The organism is Thioalkalivibrio sp. ALJ12 (assembly GCF_000378305.1).
GTDB lineage: Bacteria > Pseudomonadota > Gammaproteobacteria > Ectothiorhodospirales > Ectothiorhodospiraceae > Thioalkalivibrio.
This window is the reverse complement of record NZ_KB899538.1, coordinates 1,204,500-1,230,807: the sequence shown is the minus strand read 5'-3', so window position 1 is coordinate 1,230,807 and position 26,308 is coordinate 1,204,500. Positions and strand designations below refer to the sequence as shown.

General features: G+C 65.9%; 22 protein-coding genes and 1 tRNA gene. 12 read left to right on the top strand and 11 right to left on the bottom strand.

The window, feature by feature from the left end; all coding sequences use genetic code 11:
* Nucleotides 1-10: 10 nt before the first annotated feature.
* The 3 genes from folP to rlmE all read right to left on the bottom strand — a co-directional run bounded on the left by folP (nt 11) and on the right by rlmE (nt 3,619).
* Nucleotides 11-904 carry a dihydropteroate synthase gene (folP, locus tag F467_RS0105850; RefSeq protein ID WP_018138281.1) on the bottom strand — a complete coding sequence of 298 codons (894 nt, stop codon included), beginning with the start codon at nt 902-904 and terminating at the stop codon, nt 11-13.
* 90 nt (nt 905-994) lie between these two features.
* The gene (gene ftsH / locus F467_RS0105845) at nt 995-2,947 is read right to left on the bottom strand and encodes an ATP-dependent zinc metalloprotease FtsH (protein ID WP_018138282.1); all 1,953 of its coding nucleotides are present in this window, start codon (nt 2,945-2,947) and stop codon (nt 995-997) included.
* A gap of 45 nt (nt 2,948-2,992) precedes the next feature.
* Nucleotides 2,993-3,619 carry a 23S rRNA (uridine(2552)-2'-O)-methyltransferase RlmE gene (gene rlmE / locus F467_RS0105840; RefSeq protein WP_018138283.1) on the bottom strand — a complete coding sequence of 209 codons (627 nt, stop codon included), beginning with the start codon at nt 3,617-3,619 and terminating at the stop codon, nt 2,993-2,995.
* Between the two features lie 73 nt (nt 3,620-3,692).
* Here rlmE and yhbY point away from each other — a divergent pair, with 73 nt between their 5' ends.
* Complete coding sequence (yhbY, locus tag F467_RS0105835; RefSeq protein WP_017925966.1) at nt 3,693-3,992, top strand: ribosome assembly RNA-binding protein YhbY; 300 nt, start codon at nt 3,693-3,695, stop codon at nt 3,990-3,992.
* Nucleotides 3,993-4,013: 21 nt separating this feature from the next.
* On the opposite strand, the gene greA is transcribed toward yhbY, so the two are convergent.
* The 5 genes from greA to F467_RS0105810 all read right to left on the bottom strand — a co-directional run bounded on the left by greA (nt 4,014) and on the right by F467_RS0105810 (nt 9,935).
* On the bottom strand, nt 4,014-4,493 hold the full coding sequence (gene greA, locus F467_RS0105830; protein ID WP_018138285.1) for a transcription elongation factor GreA: 480 nt from the start codon (nt 4,491-4,493) through the stop codon (nt 4,014-4,016).
* Entirely contained in the window at nt 4,490-7,723 is a 3,234-nt protein-coding gene (gene carB / locus F467_RS0105825; protein WP_018138286.1) for a carbamoyl-phosphate synthase large subunit, read from the bottom strand. The genes greA and carB overlap by 4 nt, the downstream gene beginning before the upstream one ends.
* 46 nt (nt 7,724-7,769) lie before the next feature.
* Complete coding sequence (gene carA, locus F467_RS0105820) at nt 7,770-8,903, bottom strand: glutamine-hydrolyzing carbamoyl-phosphate synthase small subunit (protein ID WP_026182198.1); 1,134 nt, start codon at nt 8,901-8,903, stop codon at nt 7,770-7,772.
* A gap of 506 nt (nt 8,904-9,409) precedes the next feature.
* Nucleotides 9,410-9,500: transfer RNA gene (locus F467_RS0105815), tRNA-Ser, on the bottom strand.
* 93 nt (nt 9,501-9,593) lie between these two features.
* Complete coding sequence (locus F467_RS0105810; RefSeq protein ID WP_018138288.1) at nt 9,594-9,935, bottom strand: DUF1820 family protein; 342 nt, start codon at nt 9,933-9,935, stop codon at nt 9,594-9,596.
* Nucleotides 9,936-10,054: 119 nt separating this feature from the next.
* Between F467_RS0105810 and F467_RS0105805 the strand changes: the two genes are divergently transcribed.
* The 3 genes from F467_RS0105805 to F467_RS0105795 all read left to right on the top strand — a co-directional run bounded on the left by F467_RS0105805 (nt 10,055) and on the right by F467_RS0105795 (nt 13,968).
* Nucleotides 10,055-10,915: a diiron oxygenase gene (locus F467_RS0105805; protein WP_018174730.1), complete on the top strand. Its 861-nt coding sequence runs from the start codon at nt 10,055-10,057 to the stop codon at nt 10,913-10,915.
* Nucleotides 10,916-10,982: 67 nt separating this feature from the next.
* Nucleotides 10,983-12,566 (top strand): membrane-bound lytic murein transglycosylase MltF, encoded by a 1,584-nt coding sequence (gene mltF, locus F467_RS0105800; RefSeq protein WP_018138290.1) that lies wholly within the window; start codon nt 10,983-10,985, stop codon nt 12,564-12,566.
* 100 nt (nt 12,567-12,666) lie between these two features.
* Nucleotides 12,667-13,968: an NRAMP family divalent metal transporter gene (locus F467_RS0105795; protein WP_018138291.1), complete on the top strand. Its 1,302-nt coding sequence runs from the start codon at nt 12,667-12,669 to the stop codon at nt 13,966-13,968.
* Nucleotides 13,969-13,977: 9 nt separating this feature from the next.
* Here F467_RS0105795 and F467_RS0105790 read toward each other — a convergent pair whose 3' ends face one another.
* Nucleotides 13,978-14,895, bottom strand: a complete 918-nt coding sequence (locus F467_RS0105790) for an NAD(P)-dependent oxidoreductase (RefSeq protein WP_018138292.1) — start codon at nt 14,893-14,895, stop codon at nt 13,978-13,980.
* 557 nt (nt 14,896-15,452) lie between these two features.
* On the opposite strand from F467_RS0105790, the gene F467_RS0105785 reads away from it, so the two are divergent.
* The 5 genes from F467_RS0105785 (at nt 15,453) to rlmKL (ending at nt 20,735) form a co-directional block, all read left to right on the top strand.
* Complete coding sequence (locus tag F467_RS0105785; protein ID WP_012982105.1) at nt 15,453-15,896, top strand: DsrE family protein; 444 nt, start codon at nt 15,453-15,455, stop codon at nt 15,894-15,896.
* Between the two features lie 288 nt (nt 15,897-16,184).
* Nucleotides 16,185-16,625, top strand: a complete 441-nt coding sequence (locus F467_RS0105780) for a DsrE family protein (RefSeq protein ID WP_018138293.1) — start codon at nt 16,185-16,187, stop codon at nt 16,623-16,625.
* 161 nt (nt 16,626-16,786) lie between these two features.
* Nucleotides 16,787-17,692 carry an ABC transporter ATP-binding protein gene (locus tag F467_RS0105775; protein WP_018875221.1) on the top strand — a complete coding sequence of 302 codons (906 nt, stop codon included), beginning with the start codon at nt 16,787-16,789 and terminating at the stop codon, nt 17,690-17,692.
* Nucleotides 17,692-18,480 (top strand): ABC transporter permease, encoded by a 789-nt coding sequence (locus F467_RS0105770; protein ID WP_018138295.1) that lies wholly within the window; start codon nt 17,692-17,694, stop codon nt 18,478-18,480. Before F467_RS0105775 ends, F467_RS0105770 begins: the two co-directional genes overlap by 1 nt.
* Before the next feature lie 50 nt (nt 18,481-18,530).
* The gene (gene rlmKL / locus F467_RS0105765) at nt 18,531-20,735 is read left to right on the top strand and encodes a bifunctional 23S rRNA (guanine(2069)-N(7))-methyltransferase RlmK/23S rRNA (guanine(2445)-N(2))-methyltransferase RlmL (RefSeq protein ID WP_018138296.1); all 2,205 of its coding nucleotides are present in this window, start codon (nt 18,531-18,533) and stop codon (nt 20,733-20,735) included.
* A gap of 161 nt (nt 20,736-20,896) precedes the next feature.
* Here rlmKL and F467_RS0105760 read toward each other — a convergent pair whose 3' ends face one another.
* Together F467_RS0105760 and F467_RS0105755 are read right to left on the bottom strand one after the other, a co-directional pair.
* A complete protein-coding gene (locus tag F467_RS0105760) occupies nt 20,897-21,220 on the bottom strand; it encodes a cytochrome c (RefSeq protein ID WP_018138297.1) in 324 nt (107 codons plus the stop codon).
* A 60-nt stretch (nt 21,221-21,280) separates the two neighbouring features.
* Nucleotides 21,281-22,642, bottom strand: a complete 1,362-nt coding sequence (locus F467_RS0105755) for a sulfite oxidase (protein WP_018138298.1) — start codon at nt 22,640-22,642, stop codon at nt 21,281-21,283.
* A gap of 194 nt (nt 22,643-22,836) precedes the next feature.
* Between F467_RS0105755 and F467_RS0105750 the strand changes: the two genes are divergently transcribed.
* From F467_RS0105750 to F467_RS0105740, 3 genes are all read left to right on the top strand, one after another.
* Nucleotides 22,837-23,592 carry an FKBP-type peptidyl-prolyl cis-trans isomerase gene (locus F467_RS0105750; protein WP_018138299.1) on the top strand — a complete coding sequence of 252 codons (756 nt, stop codon included), beginning with the start codon at nt 22,837-22,839 and terminating at the stop codon, nt 23,590-23,592.
* Nucleotides 23,586-25,127, top strand: a complete 1,542-nt coding sequence (locus F467_RS0105745) for a S10 family peptidase (protein ID WP_018138300.1) — start codon at nt 23,586-23,588, stop codon at nt 25,125-25,127. Before F467_RS0105750 ends, F467_RS0105745 begins: the two co-directional genes overlap by 7 nt.
* Before the next feature lie 63 nt (nt 25,128-25,190).
* On the top strand, nt 25,191-26,285 hold the full coding sequence (locus tag F467_RS0105740) for a GTP-binding protein (RefSeq protein WP_018875222.1): 1,095 nt from the start codon (nt 25,191-25,193) through the stop codon (nt 26,283-26,285).
* Nucleotides 26,286-26,308 lie beyond the last annotated feature (23 nt).

The window sequence follows — 26,308 nt, the reverse complement described above, 5'->3', positions numbered from 1 at the left end:
TGAATACGAATCACGACTGACGGGAGCCCCGCCACGCCTGTGGTGTCAGTGCGGAGTATAGCGCCAGCGCATCGTGTGTCCCTGCGACATCGTGCACACGCAGGACACGCGCGCCGGCCTGCGCCGCCAGTAACGCGGCAATCGCGGAACCGGCGTCACGTTCCTGCACCGGGCAATCCCCCAGCAGGGCACCAATCATCGACTTGCGCGAGACCCCCACCAGCAGCGGGGACCCGAGCTCGGCCAGCGCGGGCAGCGCATGGAAGAGTGCCAGGTTGTGCTCCAGCGTCTTGCCGAATCCGAAGCCCGGGTCCAGCAGCAACTGCTCGGCTGGCACGCCGTCGCGCGCAAACGCCTCGCGCCGATCGCGCAGAAACGCGCCCACCTCCCGCGCGACGTCATTGTAGTGCGGGGCCTGCTGCATGGACTGCGGCTCCCCCTGCATGTGCATCGCGCACAGGGCGACGCCCTGCTCGCGGGCGGCGGCCACGGCAGCCTCCCAGGCCCCCTCGGCGCGAAACCCGTTAACGTCGTTCAGCAGCGTAGCCCCCGCCGCCACGGCCTCGGGCATCAGGGCCGGCTTCATCGTGTCCACCGACAGCGGGACATCCAGTTCCGCGGCAAGGGCCTCGACCACGGGCAACACCCGCCGCCGTTCCTCGTCCAGTGCGACCGGCTGCGCCCCCGGACGCGTCGACTCGCCCCCGATATCGATCAGGTCAGCGCCCTGCTCCACCATCGTGCGGGCATGCTCCAGGGCCTGTTCCACACGCTGATGTGCGCCGCCATCGGAGAACGAATCGGGCGTGACATTCAGGATGCCCATGATCCGCGGGCGATCCAGCGCCAGCCGGTGCCTTCCGCAGCGCAGGACCGCAGGCGCGCCTTCCGTATCCATGCCCATGTCTTTGCCTCCCCGCCAAATGAAAAGGCCGCCAAGGAGTCCCTGGCGGCCCATGGTGGCCTTTCGCCACCGGAGTGATACCTCGCTCGATCAGGACTGCGGGGCAGGCCCGCCGACGACACCCTTGCTGTCGTCGTCCTCGCGGCCGTCGTCGGAATCGCCAGCGGGCTCGTCACTCGCCTGCGCCGACCCACCGGATCCGCTGTCGCTGTCCCAGTCCGCCGGTTCTCGGGGCTCGCGTCCGGCCATAATGTCCTCGATCTGCTTGTCATCGATGGTCTCGTACTTCATCAGCGCCTTGGCCATCGCGTGCAGTCTGTCGAGGTTGTCCAGCAGGATCTGCTTCGCATTCTGGTAGTTCGTGTCGATGATCCGGCGCACCTCGGCGTCGATCTGGCGCGCGGTCTCGTCGGACATCGGCTTGGACTTCGCCCCCATCTGCCCGCCGAGGAACGGGTGCCCTTCCTCTTCGCCGTAGTCCAGCGGACCCAGCTTCTCGGAAAGACCCCACTTGGTCACCATGTTGCGCGCAATCTGTGTGGCGCGCTCGATGTCGTTGGAGGCACCGGTGGTCACCTTGTCGTCGCCAAAGATGATTTCTTCCGCCAGACGCCCCCCAAAAAGGCTCGCCAGCTGGCTCTCCAGTCGGGTCTTGGAGTGGCTGTAGCGATCCTCCTCGGGCAGGAACATGGTCACACCCAGGGCCCGTCCACGCGGAATGATGCTGACCTTGTAGACCGGGTCGTGCTCGGGGACCGTGAGCCCGACGATCGCGTGCCCCGCCTCGTGGTAGGCCGTCAGTTTCTTTTCGTCCTCGGACATCACCATGGACTTGCGCTCGGCGCCCATCATGATCTTGTCCTTGGCGCGCTCGAAGTCGCTCATGTCGACCAGGCGCTTGCCGGCCCGGGCCGCAAACAGGGCTGCCTCGTTGACCAGGTTCGCCAGGTCCGCGCCGGAGAAGCCCGGCGTGCCACGCGCGATGAGGTCCGGACGCACGTCTTCGGCGATCGGCGTCTTCTTCATGTGGACCTTGAGGATCTGCTCGCGGCCACGCACGTCCGGCGGCGGCACCACCACCTGGCGGTCAAAGCGGCCCGGGCGCAGCAGCGCCGGGTCGAGCACGTCCGGGCGGTTGGTCGCGGCGATCACGATGATGCCCTCGGTGCCCTCGAAGCCGTCCATCTCGACCAGGAGCTGGTTCAGGGTCTGCTCGCGCTCGTCGTGACCGCCACCCATGCCGGCGCCACGCTGGCGTCCGACTGCGTCGATCTCGTCGATAAAGATGATGCAGGGGGCGTGCTTCTTGGCCTCGGAGAACATGTCACGCACACGCGAGGCGCCCACACCCACGAACATCTCCACGAAGTCTGAACCGGAGATACTGAAGAACGGGACCTTGGCCTCGCCGGCAATGGCCTTGGCCAGCAGGGTCTTCCCGGTACCCGGCGAGCCGACCATCAGGACGCCACGCGGGATCTGGCCACCGAGCTTCTGGAACTTGGACGGGTCACGCAGGAAGTCGACCAGCTCGGAGACCTCTTCCTTCGCCTCGTCACAGCCGGCCACGTCGCCGAAGGTAACCTTTACCTGGTCCTCGGACATCAGCTTGGCCTTGGACTTGCCGAAGGACATCGCCCCACGGCCGGCGCCACCGCCACCCTGCATCTGGCGCATGAAATAGATCCACACGGCAATCAGCAGCAGCATCGGGAACCAGGAAATCAGGATGCTCATCAGCAGCGAACGCTCGGCATCCTCCTGTGCATTGATCTCCACATTGTTCTGCAGCAGATCACCGATCAGGCCGGTGTCATTGGGATTGACCGTGGTGAAGCGCTGACCCTCGATGGTCTGGCCACGGATCTTGTCGCCCTCGATGGTGACGCTGTCGATCCGACCGCCCTGCACATCCCGGATGAACTCGGAATAGGTAATACTCCGCACATCCTGCTGCTGTTGCGGGCTGAAGTTGTTGAATACCGACATCAGGACGATTGCGATAACCGCCCAGATGATCAAATTCTTGGCCAGACCGTTCAAAACGCCACCTCGAAAAACTTTTACCTACGTGGATTCTCGCGAGCTTTACACATCCCGAGGGCCGCGCGCCAATACGTACACTTCGCGTGACCGTGGGCGCGAGGCTTGCGGTTTGCGCACCTGCACCTTCTCGAACCGGCGCCGTACCTCGGCCAGGTAGGCGTCCGATCCCTCACCCTGAAACAACTTGACCAGCATCGCACCCCGAGGGTTCAGCACATCGCAGGCCAACTCCAGCGCCAGCTCGCACAAGTGGATCGACCGCGGCTGGTCGATGGCATCCGTACCGGTTAGGTTGGGGGCCATATCGGAAAGCACAAGGTCCGCGCGCTGCCCGTCCAGCGCCTCCAGGATCGCCCCCAGGACCGCATCCTCGCGAAAGTCACCGGTAATGATCGTGGCACCGGGCACGGGGTCCATCGGCAGGATGTCGGAGGCCACGAGCACCCCCTTGCGACCGATCTTCTGGGCGGCGTACTGCGTCCAGCCGCCCGGTGCCGCCCCCAGGTCGACCACGCGCATGCCCGGTTTGAGCAGCCGGTCACGTTCGTCGATCTCCTGCAGCTTGTACACGGCGCGACCGCGGTAGCCCTCCTGCTGCGCCCGCTGCACGTACGGGTCGTCAAAGTGCTCCTTCAGCCAGCGTTGACTGGAACGGCTACGCTTGGGCACCGAGGTTCTCCTGGCTCAGGCACGCGATCCGCGTGCTACAATTTCCGTGTTCCAATACCGAATCGAATCCCACGTGAATCTGACCGACGCGCAACGCCGCCACCTGCGCAGCCTCGCCCACCCGCGCAAGCCCATCGTAACCATCGGCCGCAATGGCCTGACGGACGCCGTGGTCAAGGAGCTGGAACAGGCACTGGCACATCACGAACTGGTCAAGATCAAGGTCAATATCGGCGACCGCGAGGCCCGCAATGGCACGGTCGAGGACCTGTGCGAACGCACGGGTGCGGCCCTGGTCCAGCGAATCGGCTACGTGGCAACCCTGTTCCGGCGCAATCCGGACGAGCCCAAGGTGACCCTCGACCCGGCCTGATCCCAGCCGCAGGCCGCTACGTCAGTTGACGTAGCGCACCTCGAGGATCTCGTACTCCGTCTCGCCGCCCGGCGCCTGGACGGTCACGACATCGCCCTCTTCCTTGCCGATCAGCGCGCGCGCGATCGGCGAGGACACCGAAATCATGTTCTGTTTGATGTCGGCCTCGTCCTCGCCAACGATCTTGTAGGTCACCTTGCGCCCGTCCTCGGTCGCCTCGAGCACCACAGTCACACCGAACACGACCTTGCCCGTCTGCGGCAGGGCCGTGACGTCGATGATCTGGGCATTGGAGAGCTTGCCCTCCAGCTCGCGGATGCGACCCTCGATGAAGCTCTGCTGCTCGCGTGCAGCGTGGTATTCGGCGTTTTCCTTCAGGTCACCGTGTTCGCGCGCATCGGCGATCGCATTCACCACCCGCGGGCGATCCTCGCCTTTCAGCTTCTTCAGCTCCGCCTTCATCTTCTCAGCGCCGGTGACGGTCAACGGGGTCTTGTTCATGCGCTCTTCCCTCCGAGATTCTCCTGATGGAGGTCCTGCAGCCGGAACACATCGTTCGCCCCCAGATGATCCAGGGCCTGCACCGTGGCACGCGCACCGGCGATGGTCGTGGTATAGCCCACCTTGTGCATCAGCGCCTCGCGCCGAATGGTGTAGGAATCGGAGGTCGACTGCTTGCCCTCCACGGTATTGATAATGAAGCTGATCTCGTCGTTCTTGATCATGTCGACAATATGCGGGCGGCCTTCGGTCACCTTGTTCACGCGCGTGACCGTGATGTCGGCCTCCTCCAGAACCTTCGCCGTACCGCGGGTCGCCAGGACCTCAAATCCCAGCTCGACCAGGCGCCGGGCGACCTCGGCCACATGCGGCTTGTCGATCTCGCGCACCGACACGAAGGCCTTGCCGGTGGACGGCAACAGCACGCCCGCCCCCAACTGGCTCTTGGCGAAGGCCTCGGCGAAGCTGCGACCGACCCCCATCACCTCGCCGGTGGACTTCATCTCCGGCCCCAGGATCGGGTCCACGCCCTGGAACTTGGCGAACGGGAACACCGATTCTTTCACCGAATAGTAGTCGGGGTAGACGGCATCACCCATGCCCTGCTCGGGCAGGGTCTGCCCGGCCATGCAGCGGGCGGCGATCTTGGCCAGCGGCCGGCCGACGCTCTTGGAGACATATGGCACGGTGCGCGAGGCGCGCGGGTTGACCTCCAGCACGTAGATATCGTCGCCCTTGATCGCGAACTGGGTATTCATCAGGCCGACGACCTTGAGCCCCAGTGCCATCTTGCGCACCTGCTCGACCATCTCGTCCTGCAGCTCCAGGGACAGCGAGAAGGGCGGCAGCGAACAGGCCGAGTCACCCGAATGCACGCCGGCCTGCTCGATGTGTTCCATGATCCCGCCGATGATCACGTTCTCGCCATCCGAGATGGCATCGACATCCACCTCGATCGCGTCATCCAGGAAGCGGTCCAGCAGCACCGGGGCATCGTTGGAGACGGACACCGCGTTCTGCATGTAGCTGCGCAGGTCTTCGCGGTCGCGCACGATCTCCATCGCGCGGCCACCGAGCACGTAGGACGGGCGCACCACCAGCGGGTAGCCGATCTCGTCGGCCAGCTTCTCCGCCTCTTCCTCGCTGCGCGCGGTGCGGTTCGGCGGCTGCTTGAGTCCCAGCTTGTTCAGCAGGGCCTGGAAGCGCTCGCGGTCCTCGGCCAGGTCGATCGAGTCCGGGCTGGTGCCGATGATCGGCACGCCGGCCGCCTCGAGATCCCGCGCGAGCTTCAGCGGGGTCTGGCCGCCGTACTGCACGATCACGCCGGCCGGCTGTTCGGTCGCCACGACCTCCAGCACGTCCTCCAGGGTCAGCGGCTCGAAGTACAGCCGATCCGAGGTGTCATAGTCGGTGGAGACAGTCTCCGGGTTGCAGTTGACCATGATGGTCTCGTACCCGTCCTCGCGCATCGCGAGTGCGGCATGTACGCAGCAGTAGTCGAACTCGATACCCTGGCCGATGCGGTTCGGCCCGCCGCCCAGGACCATGATCTTCTGCTTGTCGGTCGGCTCCGCCTCGTTCTCCTCTTCATAGGAGGAGTACATGTACGCGGTCGTGGTGGCGAACTCGGCCGCACAGGTATCCACCCGCTTGTACACCGGGCGCACGCCCAGGCCGTGACGGTGCTTGCGCACGGCCTTTTCGGTCTCGTTGAGGAGCTTGGCCAGGCGCAGGTCGGAGAAGCCGCGCTGCTTCAGGCGGTACATCTCCTCGGCCTTGATGTCGCTCAGGATGCGATCCTTGAGACTCTTCTCGACATCCACCAGCTCCTGGATCTGGGCCAGGAACCAGGGATCGATCGCGGTCAGCTCGAAGATGTCCTGGATCGAGAAGCCGGCGCGGAAGGCATCGGCCACGTACAGCACCTGGTCGGGGCTGGGGTTGGCGAGCTTCGTGCGCAGCTGATCGACGACATCTTCGGCCGTCAGATCAATCCGCTCGTCAAGGCCGTCCATGTCGGTCTCCATCGAGCGCAGCGCCTTCTGGAACGACTCCTGGAAGGTGCGGCCGATGGCCATCGCCTCGCCCACCGCCTTCATCTGCGTGGTCAGACGCGCCTCGGCCTGCGGGAACTTCTCGAAGGTGAAGCGCGGGATCTTGGTGACCACGTAGTCGATGGACGGCTCGAACGAGGCCGGGGTCAGTCCGCCGGTGATATCGTTCTTCAGCTCGTCCAGGGTATAGCCCACCGCCAGCTTGGCCGCGACCTTGGCGATCGGGAAGCCGGTCGCCTTGGAGGCCAGCGCGGAGGAACGCGACACCCGCGGGTTCATCTCGATCACGATCATGCGCCCGTTCTCCGGGTTGATCGCGAACTGCACGTTGGAGCCGCCGGTCTCCACACCGATCTTGCGCAGCACCGCCAGCGAGGCGTCGCGCATGATCTGGTATTCCTTGTCGGTCAGGGTCTGCGCCGGGGCCACGGTGATCGAGTCCCCGGTGTGGATACCCATCGGGTCCAGGTTCTCGATGGAGCAGATGATGATGCAGTTGTCCGCCTTGTCGCGGACCACCTCCATCTCGAACTCCTTCCAGCCCAGCGCGGACTCCTCCAGCAGCACCTGGTTCACCGGCGAGAGATCGAGCCCGTTCTTGACGATGTACTCGAACTCCTCGCGGTTGTAGGCGATACCGCCGCCCGAACCGCCCAGGGTGAACGACGGCCGAATGATCACCGGGAAGCCGATCTTCGGCTGGACCTCCTGCGCCTCCTCCCATGAATGCGCGAGCATCGCGGTCGGGGTATCCAGGCCGATATCGGCCATCGCCGCCTTGAAGTGGTCGCGATCCTCGGCCATGTCGATCGCCGCCTCGTTGGCGCCGATCATCTCCACGCCGTACTTCTCGAGCACGCCTTCCTTCGACAGGTCCAGCGCGCAGTTCAGCGCGGTCTGACCACCCATGGTCGGCAGGACCGCATCCGGGCGCTCCTTCTCGATGATCTTGGCGACCGTCTCCCATTCCACCGGCTCGATGTAGGTGGCATCCGCCATCTCCGGATCGGTCATGATGGTCGCCGGGTTGGAGTTCACCAGGATCACCCGGTAACCCTCTTCGCGCAGGGCCTTGCAGGCCTGGGCGCCGGAGTAGTCGAACTCGCAGGCCTGACCGATCACGATCGGGCCGGCCCCGAGGATCAGGATGCTCTGGATGTCGGTACGCTTGGGCATGTGACGGCTCTCGCAGGCTGTCGAAATCGGAAATTCGGGAGGTGCTTTAGCTGCGCGCGGCGCGCATCATCTCGACGAAGTCGTCGAACGCCGGGGACACGTCGTGCGGGCCCGGGCTGGCCTCGGGGTGCCCCTGCAGGCTGAAGGCCGGGCAGTCGGTGCGGGCGATCCCCTGCAGCGTGCCGTCGAACAGCGACCGGTAGGTCGGCGTCAGCGTATCGGGCAGGTTGTCCTCGTCGATCGCAAAACCGTGGTTCTGCGACGAGATCATCACCCGCCCACTTTCCTCGTGTCGGATCGGGTGGTTCGCCCCGTGATGGCCGAACTTCATTTTCACGCTCTTGCCGCCGCTGGCGATGCCCAGCAGCTGATGCCCGAGGCAGATGCCGAACAGCGGCAGCTTGCGCTCGCAGATGTCGCGGATCGCCTCGATCGCGTAGGTGCAGGGCTCGGGGTCACCCGGGCCGTTGGACAGGAACACGCCGTCGGGCTTCAGCTCCATCACCTCGTCCACCGGCGTCTCGGCCGGCACCACGGTCACGCGACAGCCACGGTCTGCCAGTTTGCGCAGGATGTTCTGCTTCATGCCGAAGTCGTAGGCCACCACATGAAACTCGGCCTGCTCCGGGTTCACCCGCGCCGGCTCCTCGCCGAGCTGCCAGGTACCCTCCAGCCATTCATAACGGCTGCGCGTGGTGACCTCGCGCGCCAGGTCCATACCCTTGATGCCGGGGAACTCGCGCGCGGCCGCCAGGGCCGCGGCCTCGTCCACATCGCCGGCCTGGATGCAGCCGTTCAGCGCGCCCTTCTCGCGCAGGATACGGGTCAGCTTGCGGGTATCGATCCCGCTGATCGCCACGATGCCGTGACGCAGCAGGTAATCCGGCAGCGACTCGCGCGAACGCCAGTTCGACACCAGCGGCGGCAGGTCGCGAATGATCAGCCCGGCGGCATGGGCGCGTGCGGACTCGTCATCCTCCGGGTTGGTACCGGTGTTGCCGATATGCGGATAGGTCAGCGTGACCATCTGCCGGTGGTAGGAGGGATCCGTCAGGATCTCCTGATAACCGGTCATCGCGGTGTTGAATACCACCTCGCCGACCGTCTGGCCCAGGGCGCCAATCGCCTGACCATGAAACACAGTGCCATCTTCCAGGACGAGCAGAGCGGGCGCGGACACGGGGACCTCCGGATGGTCTGGGTCGAGGCCGCCAGGCCATTTGCCGGCGGCGATACTGCGATTCATTCGGGATCTTTGACCCGACCTCGCCCGCACCGTCTACCGGGGCTGGACCCCGCATTCGGACAACGGTTCGGCGGCTGAGTGACGGGTGCGGTTACGCCTGCAAGTGTACGCGAGCGCCGCGCACGACGTCCAACGAGAATGGCCGCTGCGCCCTCGTGGAACGCCTTTAAATACGGCCCTGTCCGGGAGGATCACATCACAGCACCTCGGGGCCAGACATGCGAAAGGGGCCACCCGGCCCCCCTTGCTGAATCTGGCGGAGAGGGAGGGACTACTCGGCACCGCGTGCCTCGCCCTCCGGGTCGTCGCCTGCGGCGACGTTCGGGTGCCGCGGCGCGTCACCCGTCGAACCCGGCTTTCTCATGTATCGAGGGTTCGAATCCCGATAGCTCCGGGGCCAGACATGCGAAAGGGGCCACTCGGGCCCCCTTGCTTGAATCTGGCGGAGAGGGAGGGATTCGAACCCTCGATACGGGGTTACCGTATACACACTTTCCAGGCGTGCGCCTTCGACCGCTCGGCCACCTCTCCGGTTTGTCCCGCGAAGGCACTGGCCTACGCGAAGCGCGAAAGGGTAAACCAGCGGCGGTCGGTTAGCAATGCGGACACCCGACACGGGCACCATCAGCCGTCCGAGGGCTTGCCCGGGCCGCGGCTGGGGAGCGACGGGAAGGCGTGGACATTGCCACTGTCCTGGCTGGCGTCCCGGATACGGGGCGTGCCGACGGCCGCGACCTCGTCAATCCGGATCAGCGCATGCATCGGCACATGGAAGCGTTCGACCCCCTCGAACTCGGTGCGCAGGCGCTCCTCGGAGGGATCGACTACCACCTGCGAGCGCTCGCCAAACAGCAGATCCTCGACGGTGACAAAGCCGTAGAGTTCGTCCTGATAGACCTCGCGGGCATAGATCTCGTAGACCTTGCCCTGGTTGAGGAAGCTGACGCGGTAACGGGTGGCGGACATATTCATTTGACTCATATTGGGGTAGCAACCGCAGATTGCAACGGGTTGGCGTTGGTCCGGACTGACAATGCCGGTATGATTCGGGCGTTTAACCGCCCAGCGCCTTCGGTACGCCTTCGATGAATCCCTCGCAGGAGCTGCTCGATCTATTGAGCCGCAACAGCCAGCCGTACGAGGACCCGCTCACTCACGTGCGCTGGGACGCGCTGTCGCTGGACGATTTCTGGATCCCGGAGGAGGCTGTCTCGCTCTTCGGCACCCCCGAATACTCGGCGCTGGACGATGCCTGCAAACGGCGCCTGTCGCAATACGAGTTTCTGTACTTCATCAGTGGCGCGCTGTGGCTGGAAGGCCTTTTCATGGAGCGCATCTCGCGCATATCCATGCACTCGGCCGGTCGTCTGGACCGGCTGAATTATCGCCTGCACGAGCTGCGCGAGGAAGCCGGCCACAGCCTGATGTTCATCGAGTTCATGCGCCGCAGCGGACTGCCCCTGCCGGAACGCCGGTTCCCGAAGCCGAAGCTGGCCACCCTGGTCGGTCGTTTCTCTCCGTTCGAGTCCTCGATCTTCTGGATCGCGGTGATGATCGGCGAAGAGGTCCCGGATCGCATGAACCGACTGATCCGCCAGCACAAGGACTCGATCAGCCCGACGGTGGACGACATCGTGACCCGGCACATGATCGACGAGGCGCGTCACATGGCGCATGCCCGCGACACGCTGGAATCCTATCTGGATACGCTCCCGTCCTGGCAGAAATGGGCCTACCGCCCGCTGATGCGCCGCGTGTTCCGCCAGTTCGTGCATGCGTTCTACTACCCCACCCGCGACATCTACGAACTGGCCGGCCTGCCCGAGGGGCCGGACTATCGCCGCATCGCCCGCGAGAACCCACGCCGCGCCTCCTTCATCGACACCTGCGTTGACCCCGCGCTCAAGATCCTGCGCGACCAGGGTCTGGTGCTGAACTGGCGCTAGGGAAACACGAACGTGTTTCCCTACCATCCCCGGTGACCACCGGGGCAATTGGGTATGATCCAGTGCCATGGGCACGCATCTGAAACTCCGCCCCCCAAGCAGCACCTGGCGCCAGATCGAACTGGGGCTCTTCATCGTGCTGCTGACGGCCATCGTGCTGCGGGTGTACTACAACCCGCCAGCGGCGCTGGAACAGCTCACCTTCCGTGACGAGTTGCGAGTGGCCCTGGTCGAGCGCCCCCTGGGCCGCTCCGAGCTCGCCGCCACCGCCGGGCGGGACCAACTCGAGCTGGAGCTGCTGTACGGTCTGGCCGAGGAGCTCGACACGCGCCTGCGCGTGACCCGCGTGGACGACGCCGCCACCGCCCATCGCCTTTTGCGCCAACGCCGCATCGACATCGCCGCCGGCCTGCTCGTGCCGCCACACGATCCGTTGATCGAAGCCGGCCCGGAAATCCTGAGCGTGAAGCATGTCGTGGTCTTCTGGAACGAGAACGAACGGGCTACACCGCTGCTGGCGCTGACCGACATACCAGCCGGGGCGCGCGTCGGCATGACCGCACAGGCCCCCGTACCCGAGAGCCTGAGCCAGCCCTTGCTGGCCGAGGTCGGCATGGAACCGGAAACCCCGCCGGGGTTGTCACCGGATCCAGCAACCGAGGCCGAGCCAGCGCCCGAGGGGGGGGCATTCGACCCGAGCGCCTCCCCCCCGGACGGCGACGAAGAAACGGACCAGCCCAATGGCGAACTCATCCCCTACACCAACGCCGAGGCCCTGCGCGAGGCCCTGGAGCGTGGCGAGATCGACTACGCAGTGATGAATTCCCTGGAGTACCGTCGACTGCGGCGCATGCACCCGAACCTGCGTCAGGCACACGAACTGGAACGCAGCGCCGAGGTCCGCTGGCTATTCCCGGCAGGCTTTGATCGTAGCCTTATCGACGCCACCGAGGAGTACATCGCCAGGCTGCGCGACAACCGTGAACTGGAGTTGCTACTCGATCGCTATCTCGGCCATCTGGACACCCACGACCTGGTGGATGCCCTGACCTTCGCGCGCCGCGTCGAGCATCGCCTGGACCAGTTTCGTCCGCTGTTCGAGGAGGCCGGAGAGACCCACGATCTCGATTGGCGTTTCATCGCCGCGGTGGCCTACCAGGAATCCCACTGGAATCCCGATGCAGTTTCCCCCACCGGCGTGCGCGGACTGATGATGCTGACCCAGGTTACCGCCGAGGGGCTGGGCGTCGAGGACCGCACCGATCCGGCCGCGAGCGTCGACGGTGGCACGCGGTACCTGATCGACCTGCGGGAACGGCTGCCGGAATCGATCTCCGAGCCCGACCGCACCTGGATGACGCTGGCTGCCTACAACGTGGGACTGGGTCATCTGCACGATGCCCGGCGCCTGGCGGCCGCCAACGGCGACGACCCGGATCGCTGGCTGGATGTGATGCAATGGCTGCCGCGTCTGGCGCAGTCCGAATGGTACGAGCAGACCCGCTACGGCTACGCCCGCGGCTGGGAGCCGGTCCACTACGTGCGGAACATCCGCAGCTACTACGACAAGCTGGTGCAGCGCTTCCCGGAATCCGAAGAACTCAAGCCGCCCGCCCCCGAGCTCTACCGCCGAACCCCGCTGGCACTTTAACGACGTAACAGCGGGCTCACGGCTATAGCCGTCGCCGGATGGCGGTCGCGGGCAATTCCCCTATAATCGCGGGCCGAATTCCCGACCGAAAGGAACCTGGATGAGTCCGTCCACTCGCGCCTCGCTTCGGGCCGCCATTGGCCCGGGGCTGCTGATGGCCGGTGCGGCCGTGGGGGTCTCGCATCTGGTCCAGGCCACCCGGGGCGGCGCGGAGTACGGGCTTCTGCTGATCCCGATCGTGCTACTGGCCTGCCTGTTCAAGTACCCGTTTCTGGAGTTCGGCCCGCGCTATGCAGCCGCCACCGGCCATCACCTGCTGACCGGCTACCACCGGCTGGGCAATTGGGCCCTGGGTCTCTACATCGCGGTGACCGTGGGCACGCTGTTCGCCATCCAGGCGGTAGTCACGCTGACCACTGCCGGGCTGGTCACACTGGTATTCGACCTCGACCTCTCGGTCACGCTGGTCTCGGCGCTGGTCCTCGCTGCCTGCATCACCTTCCTGATGATCGGCGCCTACCGCGGCCTGGACCTGGGCATGAAGATCATCATGGCCGCGCTGAGCGTATCCACCGTGGCCGCAGTCGCGCTGGCCTTTCGCGAGGCCCCGGACCTCGCCACCCTGTCCGGTGCCCAGGAGTGGTCGAACCTCTGGACCCTGGCCGGCTTCGCCTTCATCCTCGCGCTTCTGGGCTGGATGCCCATCCCGCTGGACGTGGCCGCCTGGCACTCGATCTGGACCCAGGAACGCGCCCGCCAGACCGGCCACGCGCCGACCGTGCGCGAGGCCATCTTCGACTTCCGCCTGGGGTATCTCGGGGCCGTAGTCATTGCCGTCGCATTCATGCTGCTGGGCGCGGTCCTGATGTACGGCAGCGGCATTGGCTTTGCCGCCGGGGCCGCCGCGTTCTCGGCCCAGCTGGTAGACCTGTACGCCCAGAGCCTGGGCGAATGGAGCCGCACCCTGATCGCAGTGGCGGCCCTGACCACGATGTTCTCGACGACACTGGCCGTCACCGATGCCTACCCACGCGTGATCGTGGCGATCATCCGCACCCTGCGCGAGGACGGCCACGCGCCGCAGACTATGGACCCGTCGCGCAAGGGCGAGCGCGGACTCGACTGGTGGGGCTATCGCATTGCGCTGCTGGCCGTGGCCAGCGGTGCGTTGCTGCTGATCTCGCAGGCCGGGGAGCACTTCACGCGGCTGGTGGATATCGCGACGCTGCTGTCCTTCCTCTCCGCACCGATACTCGCGTGGATCACCTTCAAGGTGGTCATGTCGCCGGACATGCCGGAGGCGGCCCGCCCGGGGCGTGGCCTGCGCGGTCTGGCCTGGGCCGGCATCGCGTTCAGCCTGATCTTTTCGCTGCTGTATATCCTCTGGCGTCTGTTCGGCTGACCTCGCACCTCAATCCCTGGTGCCCTCGCCACGGGCATGCAGGCAGAAACGCGCCAGGATCGCGACATCGTGATCGGCCTGCCCGGCCGCCAGCGCCTTGTCTACCGCGTGGCGCACCGGCTCCAGGCCGTCCAGGCTGAGGCCCACCTGCTCGCCCAGACCGGCCACGATGCCCAGATCCTTGTGGTAGAGCCCAGCCTGAAAGCCGGGTTCGAAGTCACCGTCCAGTAGGCGCTGGCCGTGCACCTCGAGGATACGCGAAGCGGCAAACCCACCCATCAGCGCCTCGCGCAGCCGCGCCGGATCGACCCCGGTCTGCTCCGCCAGCGCGAAGGCCTCGCCAATGGCGACCAGGGTCTCGCCCACCACCAGCTGGTTGCAGGCCTTGGTGATCTGACCGGCCCCGCTGGCCCCGACATGCGTCAGCGTCGAACCCACGATGTCGAAGATCGGCCGCAGCCGATCGACCGCCTCCTCCGGGCCACCAACCATCAGGCTGAGCGTGCCGCTGCGGGCCCCCGGCTCGCCGCCGGACACGGGCGCATCCACAAACACCACCTCCCGTTCTGCCGCGGCCTGCGCAATCGCGCGGGTGCGGATCGGGTCGATCGTGCTGTGGTCGACCACCAGCAGCCCCGGGCGGGCGTGCTCGAGCACCCCATCCGGGCCCAGCATCAGCTGCTCCACATCCGGGGTGTCAGAGACGTTCAGTACCAGCACGCGCACGCTGGAGACCAGTTCCGCCAGACTGGAGGCGGCCCCGGCACCCTCGGCTACCAGGGACTCCGCCGCCTCCGCCCGACGCGCCCAGACCCGGATATCCGCCCCGGCACGCAGCAGATTGCGGGTCATGGGGGCCCCCATGATGCCCAGGCCCACGCAGCCGATCGGCTGCAGTGCTTCGGGGAGGCTGGATGCAGTGGTCATGGCGAGGACTCCTGGCGAGGGACGGCCATCGAATGGGCGTCCAGTGGTTTCGAAAGCCCCACACTCTAGCAACCTACACAACCGGAGGGTGGAGACCGCGAGGCATCGGCGAACACCCCCTGGTCGGCTGACTTCTGGCGTTTGTTCAAGTCATGACCGTCAGTTTTGGCGGCCCGCTGGTCCGGCTGACGGATTTCTCCGAAGTAAACGTCATGGGTCTGGCGAACTCTCGCCGAAGCCCCGCCCGGCTCGCCCTGACCGCAGCCCGCCTCGTCCTCCCCGCCCTACCCACCCAGTCACCGCGACAGCCCTGAACCCAATCCCCCGCCCATGGCTTCACTGAGACCTCCGAACGGTTTTTTATTATTTAATTATTTACCGTATTTCATGATGCGATTATCTTTAATTAGATCGGAATAATTACCCCGCGTTCCCGTCCTACCCACAACTGGATTCAAAAAGCCACGGAAGCAAAACGGTCCAGTGTGCTTCCTAGAAGCTCGGCATACGCCACACCGAATATTTAAAAGAACGGGAAAACCGCAAGGAGCCCACCAATGAAGAAAGCTTTTATCCTGCCTCTGGCCCTGACCGCCGCCGCCATGCTCACCCTTCCCGGCGCCGCCATGGCCGACTACGGCGAACAAAAAGTCGTCTATCACGTGAACTACAACGACATGGACCGCCACATGGCCGCCATGGGCAACATACAGAATCACATCAATGCCGTGGGCGCGGAAAACATGGAGATCCGAGTGGTCATGCATGGCCCGGGCCTGCACCTGCTGCGTAACGCCAAGGAGAACGAAGACCTGGCCGCCCGCATCGAAGAACTGAAGATGCAAGACGTTGATTTCAATATCTGCAATGTCACCGTCACTCGGGGCAACGTGGACATCTCGGAAGAGCTGTTCGATGCCACCGAAGACGACCTGGTACCTAGCGGGGTCGGCGAGATCGGCCACCTTCAGACGCAGGGCTTCGTTTACCTGCGCCCGTAAGTACCACATTTCCTCCAAGCCACCGAGTGTTCTCCCGGTGGCCCTTTGGGCTCGGCCTTGGCCGGGCCTTTTTCTTGAGCGGAACCAGGTTTCCCGAAGGAAATACACAACCAAAATTCCAGTCTTTATTTGAATATATAAATACCCGCAAAAATCAGCCGGACCAGCCGGAATAAGCACCCCGTTAACGCGTCATATCAAAGCCGGACAAAGCAGCCCCAAAGGGAAGCACCGGCTGCAAAATAAAAGGAAAATCCCAACCGGGACCTTGAACGAGGAAAACGCGTCATGAAGCACCTGCATATTATCGCCCTGGCTCTGGTCTCCTTCCTGCTGATCGCCCCGGCGACCGCGCTGGCGGAATACGGCGACCAGAAGGTGGTCTACCACGTGAACTACAACGACATGGACCGCCACATGGCCGCCATGGGCAACATCCAGAACCACATCAATGCCGTGGGCGCCGACAAGATGGACATCCGCGTGGTCATGCATGGTCCGGGCCTGGGCCTTCTGCGCAATGCCAAGGAGAACGAGGACCTGGCCGGCCGCATCGACGAACTGAAGCTGCAGGGTGTTGATTTCAACATCTGCAACGTCACCGTCACCCGCGGCAACATCAGCATCGCCGACGAGCTCTACGATGCCTCCGAGGACGACATCGTCCCCAGCGGTGTGGCCGAGATCGCCCATCTGCAGCAGCAGGGCTTCGTCTACCTGCGCCCGTAAAGCGACACCTGCCATCACACGCACGTTTGTCGTCTGAAGGCCCGGCAGCTGCCGGGCCTTTTTTGTGCCCGCGCCAGAGCCCTGGAACACGCGCGAATCATATTGGGCTATCCGCGGCAAACCGGTAAGGTATGCACTCCTTTCTTCCGCGAACCGCCTGCTTGCCCGCAATCCGCATCCAGTCCCTGTACAAACGATACGACGGCGTAGCCGTTGTCGATGGCGTGAACCTGGAGATCCCGCGCGGCGAGTTCTTCGGGCTGCTTGGGCCCAACGGCGCGGGCAAGACGACGGCCCTGCGCATGCTGCTGGGGATGACCCCGATCGACGGCGGTCAGGTCGAAGTACTGGGCCTTCCGATGCCGGAAGGCGAGCGCGAGGTGCGCAAGCGCCTGGGCATCGTGCCGCAGTTCGACACGCTGGACCCGGACTTCACCGTGATCGAGAACATGCGAACCTATGCCGCGTATTTCGGTCTCTCCGGCGCAACGGTCCAGGCGCGCATCGATCACCTGCTGGAGCAGGTCAACCTGAACGACAAGCGCGGCGCGCGCATCAATGCCCTGTCCGGCGGCATGAAGCGCCGGCTGACCCTCGCACGCGCCCTGATCAACGAACCCGAGGTCGTGGTGCTGGACGAGCCGACCACCGGGCTGGACCCACAGGCGCGCCACCACCTCTGGCGCCAGCTCCGGCAGCTGCGCGCCTCCGGCGTCACGCTGGTGCTGACCACGCATTACATGGAGGAGGCCCAGGAGCTGTGCGATCGCATCGCGATCATCGACCACGGCCGCATCATTGCCTGTGACCGACCCAGCCGCCTGATCGCCGAGCACATCGAACCCTGGGTGGTCACGGTCGGCGGGCCCGATGCCGGCACCGCGATCGAGCAGGAGATCGGCCCCCGGGATCGCGCCCATCAGGTCGCGGATACCTGGCTGGTCTACACGGCCGAACCGGACCGGCTGCGCGAACGCCTGCGCGCCCGGGGCCTCGAACCGACCCTGCGCGAGGCGGACCTGGAAGACGTGTTCCTGAAACTCACCGGCCACGAGCTGCGCGACTGATGTCCGACCCAACCTCGACCTGGCTCCCCCGGCCCAGCCTGCGCTTCGTCGCGGTCTGGCGCCGCAACCTTCTGGTCTGGCGCAAGCTCCTGGTGCCGTCGATGCTCGGCAACTTCGGCGAACCCATCCTCTACCTGCTCGCATTTGGCTACGGCTTCGGCCGCCTGGTGGGTGACCTCGACGGCATGAGCTACATGGTGTTCATCGCCTCCGGGATCATCTGCTCCTCGGCGATGTTCACCGCCAGCTTTGAGGGCATGTATTCCGCCTACACGCGCATGGCGGAGCAGAACACCTGGCTCGGGATGCTGGCCACACCGCTGACGCTGGACGACATCGTTTTCGCCGAGGCGATATGGGCCGCGAGCAAGGGCCTGATCAGTGCCACCACCATCCTCGTCGTCGCCGCAGTCCTGGGGCTGGTGAGCGACGCTCGCGCCCTGCTCGCCCTGCCGGTGATCTTCCTCGCCGCGTTCACCTTCGGCGCGCTCGCCCTGGTCATCACCGCGCTGGCGCGCAGCTACGACTTCTTCCTGTACTACTTCACCCTCGCGGTGACCCCGATGCTCCTGCTCTCCGGGGTGTTCTTCCCGCTACAGGAGCTGCCCAACTGGGTGCAGACCCTGGCGCTGGCCCTGCCGCTGGCGCACGTGGTCGAGATCGTGCGTCCGCTGATGACCGGCAGCTGGCCCGCCAGCGTCTGGCCGCACCTGGCGGTGATCACGGGCTACGGCGCGGCGGCTATCATCCTGGCGACCGCGCTGATCCGACGCCGCCTGCTGCGCTGACCCCAACGGCGGCTGTGGCAAGATAGGCCCCCGTCCCAGGAAGACACCGCATGGCCACGCCCGAGAACGATCCCAGTACCCCGCAGGAATACCGCGCCACAGTCGCCCGCGGGCTCGGCCCCCTGCTGGCCGAGGAACTGGTTACCCTCGGCGCCGCCGACGTGCGCGAGGAGGGCGGCGCGGTGCACTTCTCGGCCGATCTCGAGACGCTGTACCGCGTACTGCTGGGCAGCCGCATCGCCAGCCGTATCCTGCTGCCACTGGCGCGCTTCGAGCAGCCGGACGGGGATGGCTGCTACACCGCCGCCCGCGCGATCGACTGGCCCGCGCTGCTGGACCCCGGTGCGACCTTCGCGGTCGAGGTCGGCGGCAAGAGCCGCCACATCCGCCATACCCACTTCGCCGGGGTACGCATCAAGGACGCGGTGGCCGACGCCTTCCGCGAGGCAACCGGCGCCCGCCCGGACGTGGACCCGAAACACCCGGACGTCCGCATCCTGCTGCAGCTGCAGGGGGATCACGCCCGGCTGTCCGTGGATATCGGCAATGGCGGCCTGCACCGGCGCGGCTATCGCGGCGCCGGAGGGGCGGCCCCGCTGCGCGAGAACCTCGCCGCGGCCCTGCTCGCCCGTGCCGGCTGGCCCGCACGCGTCGAGGACGACCCGGAACAGGCGCAGCTGCTGGACCCGTTCTGCGGCAGCGGCACCCTGGTGATCGAGGCCGCCCTGATCGCCACGCACACCGCTCCCGGGCTGCTGCGCCAGGACTTCCGTCCGCAGGGCTGGGCCGGGCACGACGCCGCCCTGTGGCAGCGCTGTGTGGATACGGCCCAGGCGGCGGTCCGCCCCTGGCAGGGCCCGACGCTGCTGGGGTCGGATCGCGACCCGCGCGCGGTGCAGGCCGCGCGCCAGGCGGCCCGCACAGCCGGAGTCGCCGCCTGCACCCGCTTCGAGGTCGCCGACGTGCTGACCCTCACGCCCCCCGCACCGAACGGGCTGCTGATCAGCAACCCGCCCTACGGCGAACGCATCGGCGACCAGCCCGAACTGATCAAGCTCTACAGCCTGCTGGGCGAGCACCTCAAACAGGCCTTTGGCGGCTGGCAGGTGGCCCTGCTGGTCGCGGACACCACCGACTCCCGCCGCCTCGGGCTGCGGGCCACGCGCAAGTACCGCGTACACAACGGCCCGATCGACTGCCAGCTGCTGGAGTTCGACATCCATGCCCGCGAGGGACAGGCCGAGGCGGCAGCCCCTGCACCCGAGTTCGCCAACCGCCTGCGCAAGAACCTGAAGCACCTGGATCGGTGGGCGCGGCGCCAGGGCGTGACCTGCTACCGCATCTACAGCGCGGACCTCGACGAATACCCGCTTCTGATCGACCGCTACCAGGCCACCGACGGCTCCGTGCACCTGCATCTGCAGGAGTTCGCCGCCCCGGCCTCGGTCGAACCCGCGCGCGCCGAGGCACGCCTGCGCGGGGCGCTGGCCGCGACCCTGGAGGTCACCGGCGTCGCGCCCGCCCACCTGCACTACAAGCAGCGGCGCGCCCAGAAGGGTCGCTCGCAGTACCAGCGCGCCGAGACCGCACAACCCGCCCCCTTCTGGGTCGAGGAACACGGCTGCCGGCTGAAGGTAGAGCTGGATGCCTATCTGGACAGCGGCCTGTTCCTGGACCACCGCCCGATGCGTCGCCGCCTGCAGGAAGAATGCCGCGGACTGCGGTTGCTGAACCTGTTCTGCTACACCGCCGCGGTCAGTGCCCATGCCGCCGTGGGGGGCGCCCGCCAGACCGTCTCGGTGGACCTGTCCAATACCTACCTCGACTGGGCCGCCGACAACCTCGCGGCCAACGGCTTCGAGGCCAGCGTGCGCGATGGGCGCAGTCGGCGGCGCCCCGACACCCATGCGCTGCTGCGTGCCGACTGCATCACCTGGGTACGGGAGGCCGCAGACGACCCGGCGCTGCGCTTCGAGCGGATCTTCCTCGATCCCCCGACCTTCTCGAACTCGAAACGCACCGAGGCGAACTTCGAGGTGCAACGCGACCATGTCGAACTGATCCGGGACGCCGCGCGCCTGCTGACCGAGGGCGGCATCCTGTACTTCTCGACCAACCGCCGCCGCTTCGAACTCGACACTGAGTCCCTCGCGGGCCTGGAAGTCCGCGAGATCACTCGCGAGACGCTGGACGAGGATTTCCGCCGCCCACCCCCACCCCATCGCTGCTGGGCCATCTCGCACGCCGCGGACTGACCCACCACGAGACCCGGCATCGCCACCGGCCATGCAAGGGCGACGGACAGGCTCGCGAAGCGCACACGGCTTGCCGCGCTGCACAGAGACCACCACAAAAAAGGCGCCCCGTGGGGCGCCTGGAAGTACGGCTCCTGACAACGGAGCTCTCCTGCACAGCCTTAATCACCGTAACCGTAGTTCTCCACGAGGAAATCCACGATGTCGTCACGCTGCTCATCGGTGAGCCAGGTCATGCCGTAGTCTTCCATGTCGTCCATGACCCAGTTCCAGTCAGCACGATTCAGGTTCTGGTTGGTCGCCTGACGGATGCCGTGGCAGGCCGCACAGGTCTGTTCAAACAATTCCTTGGTCGCCGAGACCTCTTCGGCCTTCTCTTCCTGGGCTTGTTGTTCTTCCTCGGGAATGGCCTCCTCGGCAACAACGGGCGAAGCCAGGGCCGCACACGCCAACCCCAGTAGCGACAGCATTACAAAACGCTTCATGCGTACTCCGTTCTGCTCAAGAGAAACCCGGGGAAATGATGCCCCGGGTATGGAGGTTTGTCACGCAGCGACCGTGACCGGGATCTTGTGGACGATGTTGCCGTCGTAGCCACGCGGGTTCCACGGCTGAACGATGGGCTGAGTATTGCCCTTGTCGTCCACCGCGCGGGCCCAGATCTCGTAGTAGCCGCGATTCTCGAAGGACAGCTCCTTCTCAAAGTGCACCCAGGCGTACTTGTTGACCGGGTCGCCCTTGAGATCGGCCTTCTCCCAGTTGAGACCAAAGTCGGTGGAGATCCAGACTTCCGCGACCTCGTCCTCGCCCGCCCAGGCATGGCCGGTGACCTTGACGGTCTCGCCACGCTCCAGACCGGTGTCCTTCTTCGGACCGGTGATCACGGACTTGATCAGCCACGGGCCGCCGACCTTCATGTCCTCTTCCGGCGGGCGCTCGCCCGGGGCCACCGGATACTTGGGCATGCGGTAGGAGTAGCCAGTCATGCCGCGGCCGTCGTGTTCCTGATCGCGCAGCGTGATCTTGTTCAGCCACTTGTGCGAGCAGGAGCCGTACCAGCCCGGCACCACCAGACGCACGGGGAAGCCGTGGGTCGCAGGGATGTCCTCTCCGTTCATCGCATAGGCCACGATGGTGTGCTCTTCCATCGCCTTGTCGATCGGCACGCCACGGGAGAACGGACCGCGGTCACCGAGGATCGGCTCGTAGCCCTCGTGCGCGGTGTAGACGGCGCTGTCCTTCACGCCGGCCCGCTCGAGGATGTCCTTCAGCGGCACGCCGGTCCACTTGGCGTTACCCACCGCACCGCGGTCCCAGGGGTTGCCGCGCGGCTGCGGGTCGAAGTTCGCACGGCCGTTGCCGCCACACTCGATGTGCAGGACCAGGTCCTTGCTGTCCATGCTCTTCAGGTCGTCGAGACCGATCTCCAGCTCTTCATGCACCTCGCCGTCGATCTTCAGCGACCAGCCATTCGGGTCGCGATCCAGCGCCTGCTGCGGGATCAGGTCGTTGTTGCGGATGAAATGACGGCTGGCCGGGGTAACCTCGTCTTCCAGCAGGTGCGGCGGGGTTTCGACGTTCAACGGGCGATCGTTATGGACGATCAGGCCATCCTCCTTGCCGGCGTCGGACATCGCGGACTTCGCCTGCTCGTCCTCGAGGCCATTCGCTTCGTCCGCCCAGGCAGCCGGGATCAGGCCACGCCCGAACAGGCCGCGCATCGCGGCGTCGGTGCCGGCACCAAAGCCGAACAGCGTCAGGGCAGCGCCGCCCACGCCCATGCGGCCCATGAAACGACGCCGGGAGACGGCTTCGTCAAAGATCTCGAGGGTCTGCGGGTCCGCCCCGGCGTCTTCCGTTACGCCTCGCAGGCGATCCCAGAATTGGTTTTCTTGTTTCCTGGTCATATGCTCCTCCGTCACACGGATCCTTGCGGTCAAGATCCCCCTCAACAAGGCCTTGTCGATTCAGGGATCCCTGAATCATTTAGATCAGGTTCAAATGAATTTCAAAGTTTTTCCAAGGAATTTTGGAAGGAGTTTTCTGGTCTGGTAAAAGCCGGCATGTAAAACAAAAACTTGCAATTTATAAGGATAAAATGATGAAAGCCTGGTTTCTGTTCGCCCTGTTCCTGACCCCGGCCTTCGCGCTGGCCGACAGCATCGAGATTCGCGACATCGAGGAGGGCGAGGGCCCCGAACTCGTACGGCACGACACGGCCCTGGTCCACTATGTCGGACGCCTCGAGGAAGACGGCTCCGAGTTCGACTCCAGCCGCGGCGGCCAGCCCCTGTCCGTGACCATCGGGTCCGGCCAGACGATCCCCGGCTTCGAGCAGGCGGTGAAGGGCATGCGCGAGGGCGGCAAGCGCGAGGCGATCATCCCGCCGGAGCTGGCCTACGGCGAGCGCGGCGCCGGCAACATCATCCCGCCGAACGCCACCCTTCGCTTCGAACTCGAGGTCGTCGAGGTCCAGCGCGCCCCGTTCAGCAGCCTGGACAACGAGGGACTGGCCGAGAAGCTGGATGAGGGGGTCACCATCGTCGACATCCGTCGCCCGGACGAGTGGGCCGAGACGGGCGTGGTGGAAGGCAGCCATCGCATCACCGCGTTCGAGGAAGACGGCAGCCTCAACCCGGAGTTCGGCAGCAAGTTCACCGCGCTGGTCGACTCCGACGACGAGGTGATCCTGATCTGCCGCGTCGGCAACCGCACCAGCGCACTCGCCCAGGCCCTGTCGGAGGGGCTCGGCTACGACAAGATCTACAACGTGACCGACGGGATCATGGAATGGCTGGACGATGACCGTGTCGTACGCCATGACTGCCCGGATCACGAGGAGACCGCTCAATGCTGATAACGGCGCCGCAACGACGCCCGCTCAAACCCACACCTGCATCGCGTACCGTCGCCAGCCCGTTCTACGGGCTGGCGCTCGGCCTGCTGATCGGTCCCGGGATGTCCGCTCCCCTGCTGGCCAACGAGACTGAACCGACGCCCCCCCTGCCCGAGGCCGTGACCACCGAGCACTCGCTGGAACTGCTCGACGGCAGCACGCTGGACTACCAGGCCACGGTCGGCTATGTCCCGCTGGGCGAGTCGATGGACGACCCCGATGCCCGGGTGTTTACCGTCAGTTACACGGTGGACAGCGACGAAGATCGTCCGGTCACCTTCATGGTCAACGGCGGGCCCGGCGCGGCCTCGGCCTACCTCAACGTGGGCGGCCTGGGGCCGCGGGTACTGGAGACCGACGACCAGGGTCTGGCCGCCTCCACGCCGCCCCGGCTGGTCGACAATCCCAAGACCTGGCTGGCGTTTACCGATCTGGTCTTTATCGACCCGGTCGGGACCGGCTTCTCGCGCGTGATGGGCGGCGAAGCCGATCAGTACTTCTCCCGCGACGGCGACCTGGCCGCGATGGAGGAGACGCTGGAACGCTGGCTGGATGAACACGGCCGGCGTGGCGACGCGGTGTACCTGGCAGGCGAAAGCTACGGGGGCTACCGCGCCGCCGCGTTGCCGGCGCGCATTGCCAAGGGCTCCGGCATCAGCCTGAGCGGCACAGTGCTGATCTCGCCCGCGCTGGATTACGGCATGCTGGAACACGGCACCGCCCGCCCGATCGGCTGGGCCCTGAGCCTGCCGGCGATCACCGCCGCCGCGAAGGCACAGGGTCGCCTGGGCGATGACCCGCCCAGCCTGGAAGAGGCCGAGGCCTTCGCCCTGGGCGACTACCTGCAGGGCCTGATCCACCCCGGGCAGATCGACGACGACTGGATCGGCGAGGTCGCCCGCTTTACCGGACTGTCGCGCGATCGCCTGAAGGCCACACGGGGACGCATCACGCTGGACATGACCCAGCGCGGCCTGCTGATGGACGAAGGCCGGCTGGTCAGCCTGTACGACGGCGGCATCGACAACCTCGACCCGGTGCCCACCAACATCATGCCGCAAGCCGATGCGATCCTGGACGGCCTGACCGCCCCGCTGTCCACCGCGATGCTGGACCACCTGCGCAACACCCTGGACTGGGAACACGGGCACCAGTACCGCCTGCTCAGTCGCGACGTGTTCCGGGCCTGGGACTGGGAGGCCAGCGGCCGCGAGGGACACTTCACCGCGATGGACGAGCTGGCCACCGCCCTCTCGCTCAACCGCGACTTCCGGATCTTCAGCGTGCATGGTGAGGCAGATCTGATCACGCCCTACTTCACCACCGAGTGGCTGCTGGGCCAGATCGCGTTCGCCGCCGGCGACGAGGCCGACTCGCGCATCATCCCGCGCGCCTACCCGGGCGGGCACATGCTGTACATGCGGGCGGACACCAACGAAGCCCTGTTCAACGACGCCGAGGCGTTCTATCAGGGCGAACTGCGCGCCGACGACTGAACCGAAACCAATCGCGTGGCGTGCCCGCTGCCCGGGTCCGCCCGCCAACCTGGCCAACACCACATGACCACCCACCACGACATCCCCACCCACCTGGTTACCGGCTTTCTGGGGGTGGGCAAGACGACCACCATCCGCCAGTTGCTCGCACTGCGCCCCGAGGGCGAGCACTGGGCCGTGCTGGTCAACGAATTCGGCGAGATCGGCGTAGACGGCGGCCTGCTCGCGGATACCGGCGTCGCGCTGGAGGAGATCCCCGGCGGCTGCCTTTGCTGCGTCTCCGCGCAGATGTTCACCGTCGGCCTGAACCGGCTGATCCGCTCGCAGCACCCCGACCGCATCCTGATCGAGCCCACCGGGCTCGGGCACCCGGCCGAGATCATCCGCACCCTCACCCAGCCCCCCTACGATGGCGTGCTGGACCTGCGCGCCACGATCACGGTCATGGATGCCCGCCACCTATCCTCGCCCCGCCACCGCGAACACCCGAACTGGAACGACCAGATCGCACTGGCCGATGTCCTGCTGGCCAACAAGGCCGACCTCTACAGCGAGGCGGATCGCGAGGCCCTGCAGGCGTTTGTCGCCGCCATGCCGCCACCACGTCCACTGGTGGTCGAGACGACCCAGGGACGTGTGGAACCGGCGTGGCTGGAGCACCCCCGGCTGGAACGCGGCGGGGCCCTGTTCCCGGAGGCTCGGGCGTTTCTATCCGCGGGTGACACGCCCGACCACGACCACGACCACGACCACGACCACGACCACGACCACGACCACGACCACGACCACGACCATGGTCATGGTCATGCACCCAACGAGCACGGGTACGAACCCGTGACCATCGACACCCGGGGCGATGGCTACCTGGGCCGCAGCTGGCTGCTGCCCGAGGGGCAGGCGTTCGACCACACGGTCCTGGAGACGCTGGTGAGCGGCTTCACCGGAGAACGCCTCAAGGGTCTGGTGCTGACCGATCAGGGCTGGCAGCGCATCAACCGCGTGACGGGCGACGGCGGACTCGAGGCCATGGAAGCGCCCGCCGCCGGCACCCGCCCGCGCATCGAGGCCATCCTTCCGGAGACCGACGCCCAGGCGCTGGACAACTTCGACCAGGCCCTGCAGCAGGCTCGCACCGGCCCTCAGCGTATCGCGCAATAAGTCAGGGGGACGGCCCGGGCAAC

Excerpts from the sequence above, each read along its gene's own strand:
- folP (WP_018138281.1), bottom strand. The coding sequence starts at position 904 with ATGGGCATGGATACGGAAGGCGCGCCTGCGGTCCTGCGCTGCGGAAGG.
- greA (WP_018138285.1), bottom strand. The coding sequence starts at position 4,493 with ATGAACAAGACCCCGTTGACCGTCACCGGCGCTGAGAAGATGAAGGCG.
- carB (WP_018138286.1), bottom strand. The coding sequence starts at position 7,723 with ATGCCCAAGCGTACCGACATCCAGAGCATCCTGATCCTCGGGGCCGGC.
- F467_RS0105810 (WP_018138288.1), bottom strand. The coding sequence starts at position 9,935 with ATGTCCGCCACCCGTTACCGCGTCAGCTTCCTCAACCAGGGCAAGGTC.
- F467_RS0105805 (WP_018174730.1), top strand. The coding sequence starts at position 10,055 with ATGAATCCCTCGCAGGAGCTGCTCGATCTATTGAGCCGCAACAGCCAG.
- mltF (WP_018138290.1), top strand. The coding sequence starts at position 10,983 with ATGGGCACGCATCTGAAACTCCGCCCCCCAAGCAGCACCTGGCGCCAG.
- F467_RS0105795 (WP_018138291.1), top strand. The coding sequence starts at position 12,667 with ATGAGTCCGTCCACTCGCGCCTCGCTTCGGGCCGCCATTGGCCCGGGG.
- F467_RS0105790 (WP_018138292.1), bottom strand. The coding sequence starts at position 14,895 with ATGACCACTGCATCCAGCCTCCCCGAAGCACTGCAGCCGATCGGCTGC.
- F467_RS0105785 (WP_012982105.1), top strand. The coding sequence starts at position 15,453 with ATGAAGAAAGCTTTTATCCTGCCTCTGGCCCTGACCGCCGCCGCCATG.
- F467_RS0105780 (WP_018138293.1), top strand. The coding sequence starts at position 16,185 with ATGAAGCACCTGCATATTATCGCCCTGGCTCTGGTCTCCTTCCTGCTG.
- F467_RS0105770 (WP_018138295.1), top strand. The coding sequence starts at position 17,692 with ATGTCCGACCCAACCTCGACCTGGCTCCCCCGGCCCAGCCTGCGCTTC.
- rlmKL (WP_018138296.1), top strand. The coding sequence starts at position 18,531 with ATGGCCACGCCCGAGAACGATCCCAGTACCCCGCAGGAATACCGCGCC.
- F467_RS0105760 (WP_018138297.1), bottom strand. The coding sequence starts at position 21,220 with ATGAAGCGTTTTGTAATGCTGTCGCTACTGGGGTTGGCGTGTGCGGCC.
- F467_RS0105755 (WP_018138298.1), bottom strand. The coding sequence starts at position 22,642 with ATGACCAGGAAACAAGAAAACCAATTCTGGGATCGCCTGCGAGGCGTA.
- F467_RS0105750 (WP_018138299.1), top strand. The coding sequence starts at position 22,837 with ATGAAAGCCTGGTTTCTGTTCGCCCTGTTCCTGACCCCGGCCTTCGCG.
- F467_RS0105745 (WP_018138300.1), top strand. The coding sequence starts at position 23,586 with ATGCTGATAACGGCGCCGCAACGACGCCCGCTCAAACCCACACCTGCA.
- F467_RS0105740 (WP_018875222.1), top strand. The coding sequence starts at position 25,191 with ATGACCACCCACCACGACATCCCCACCCACCTGGTTACCGGCTTTCTG.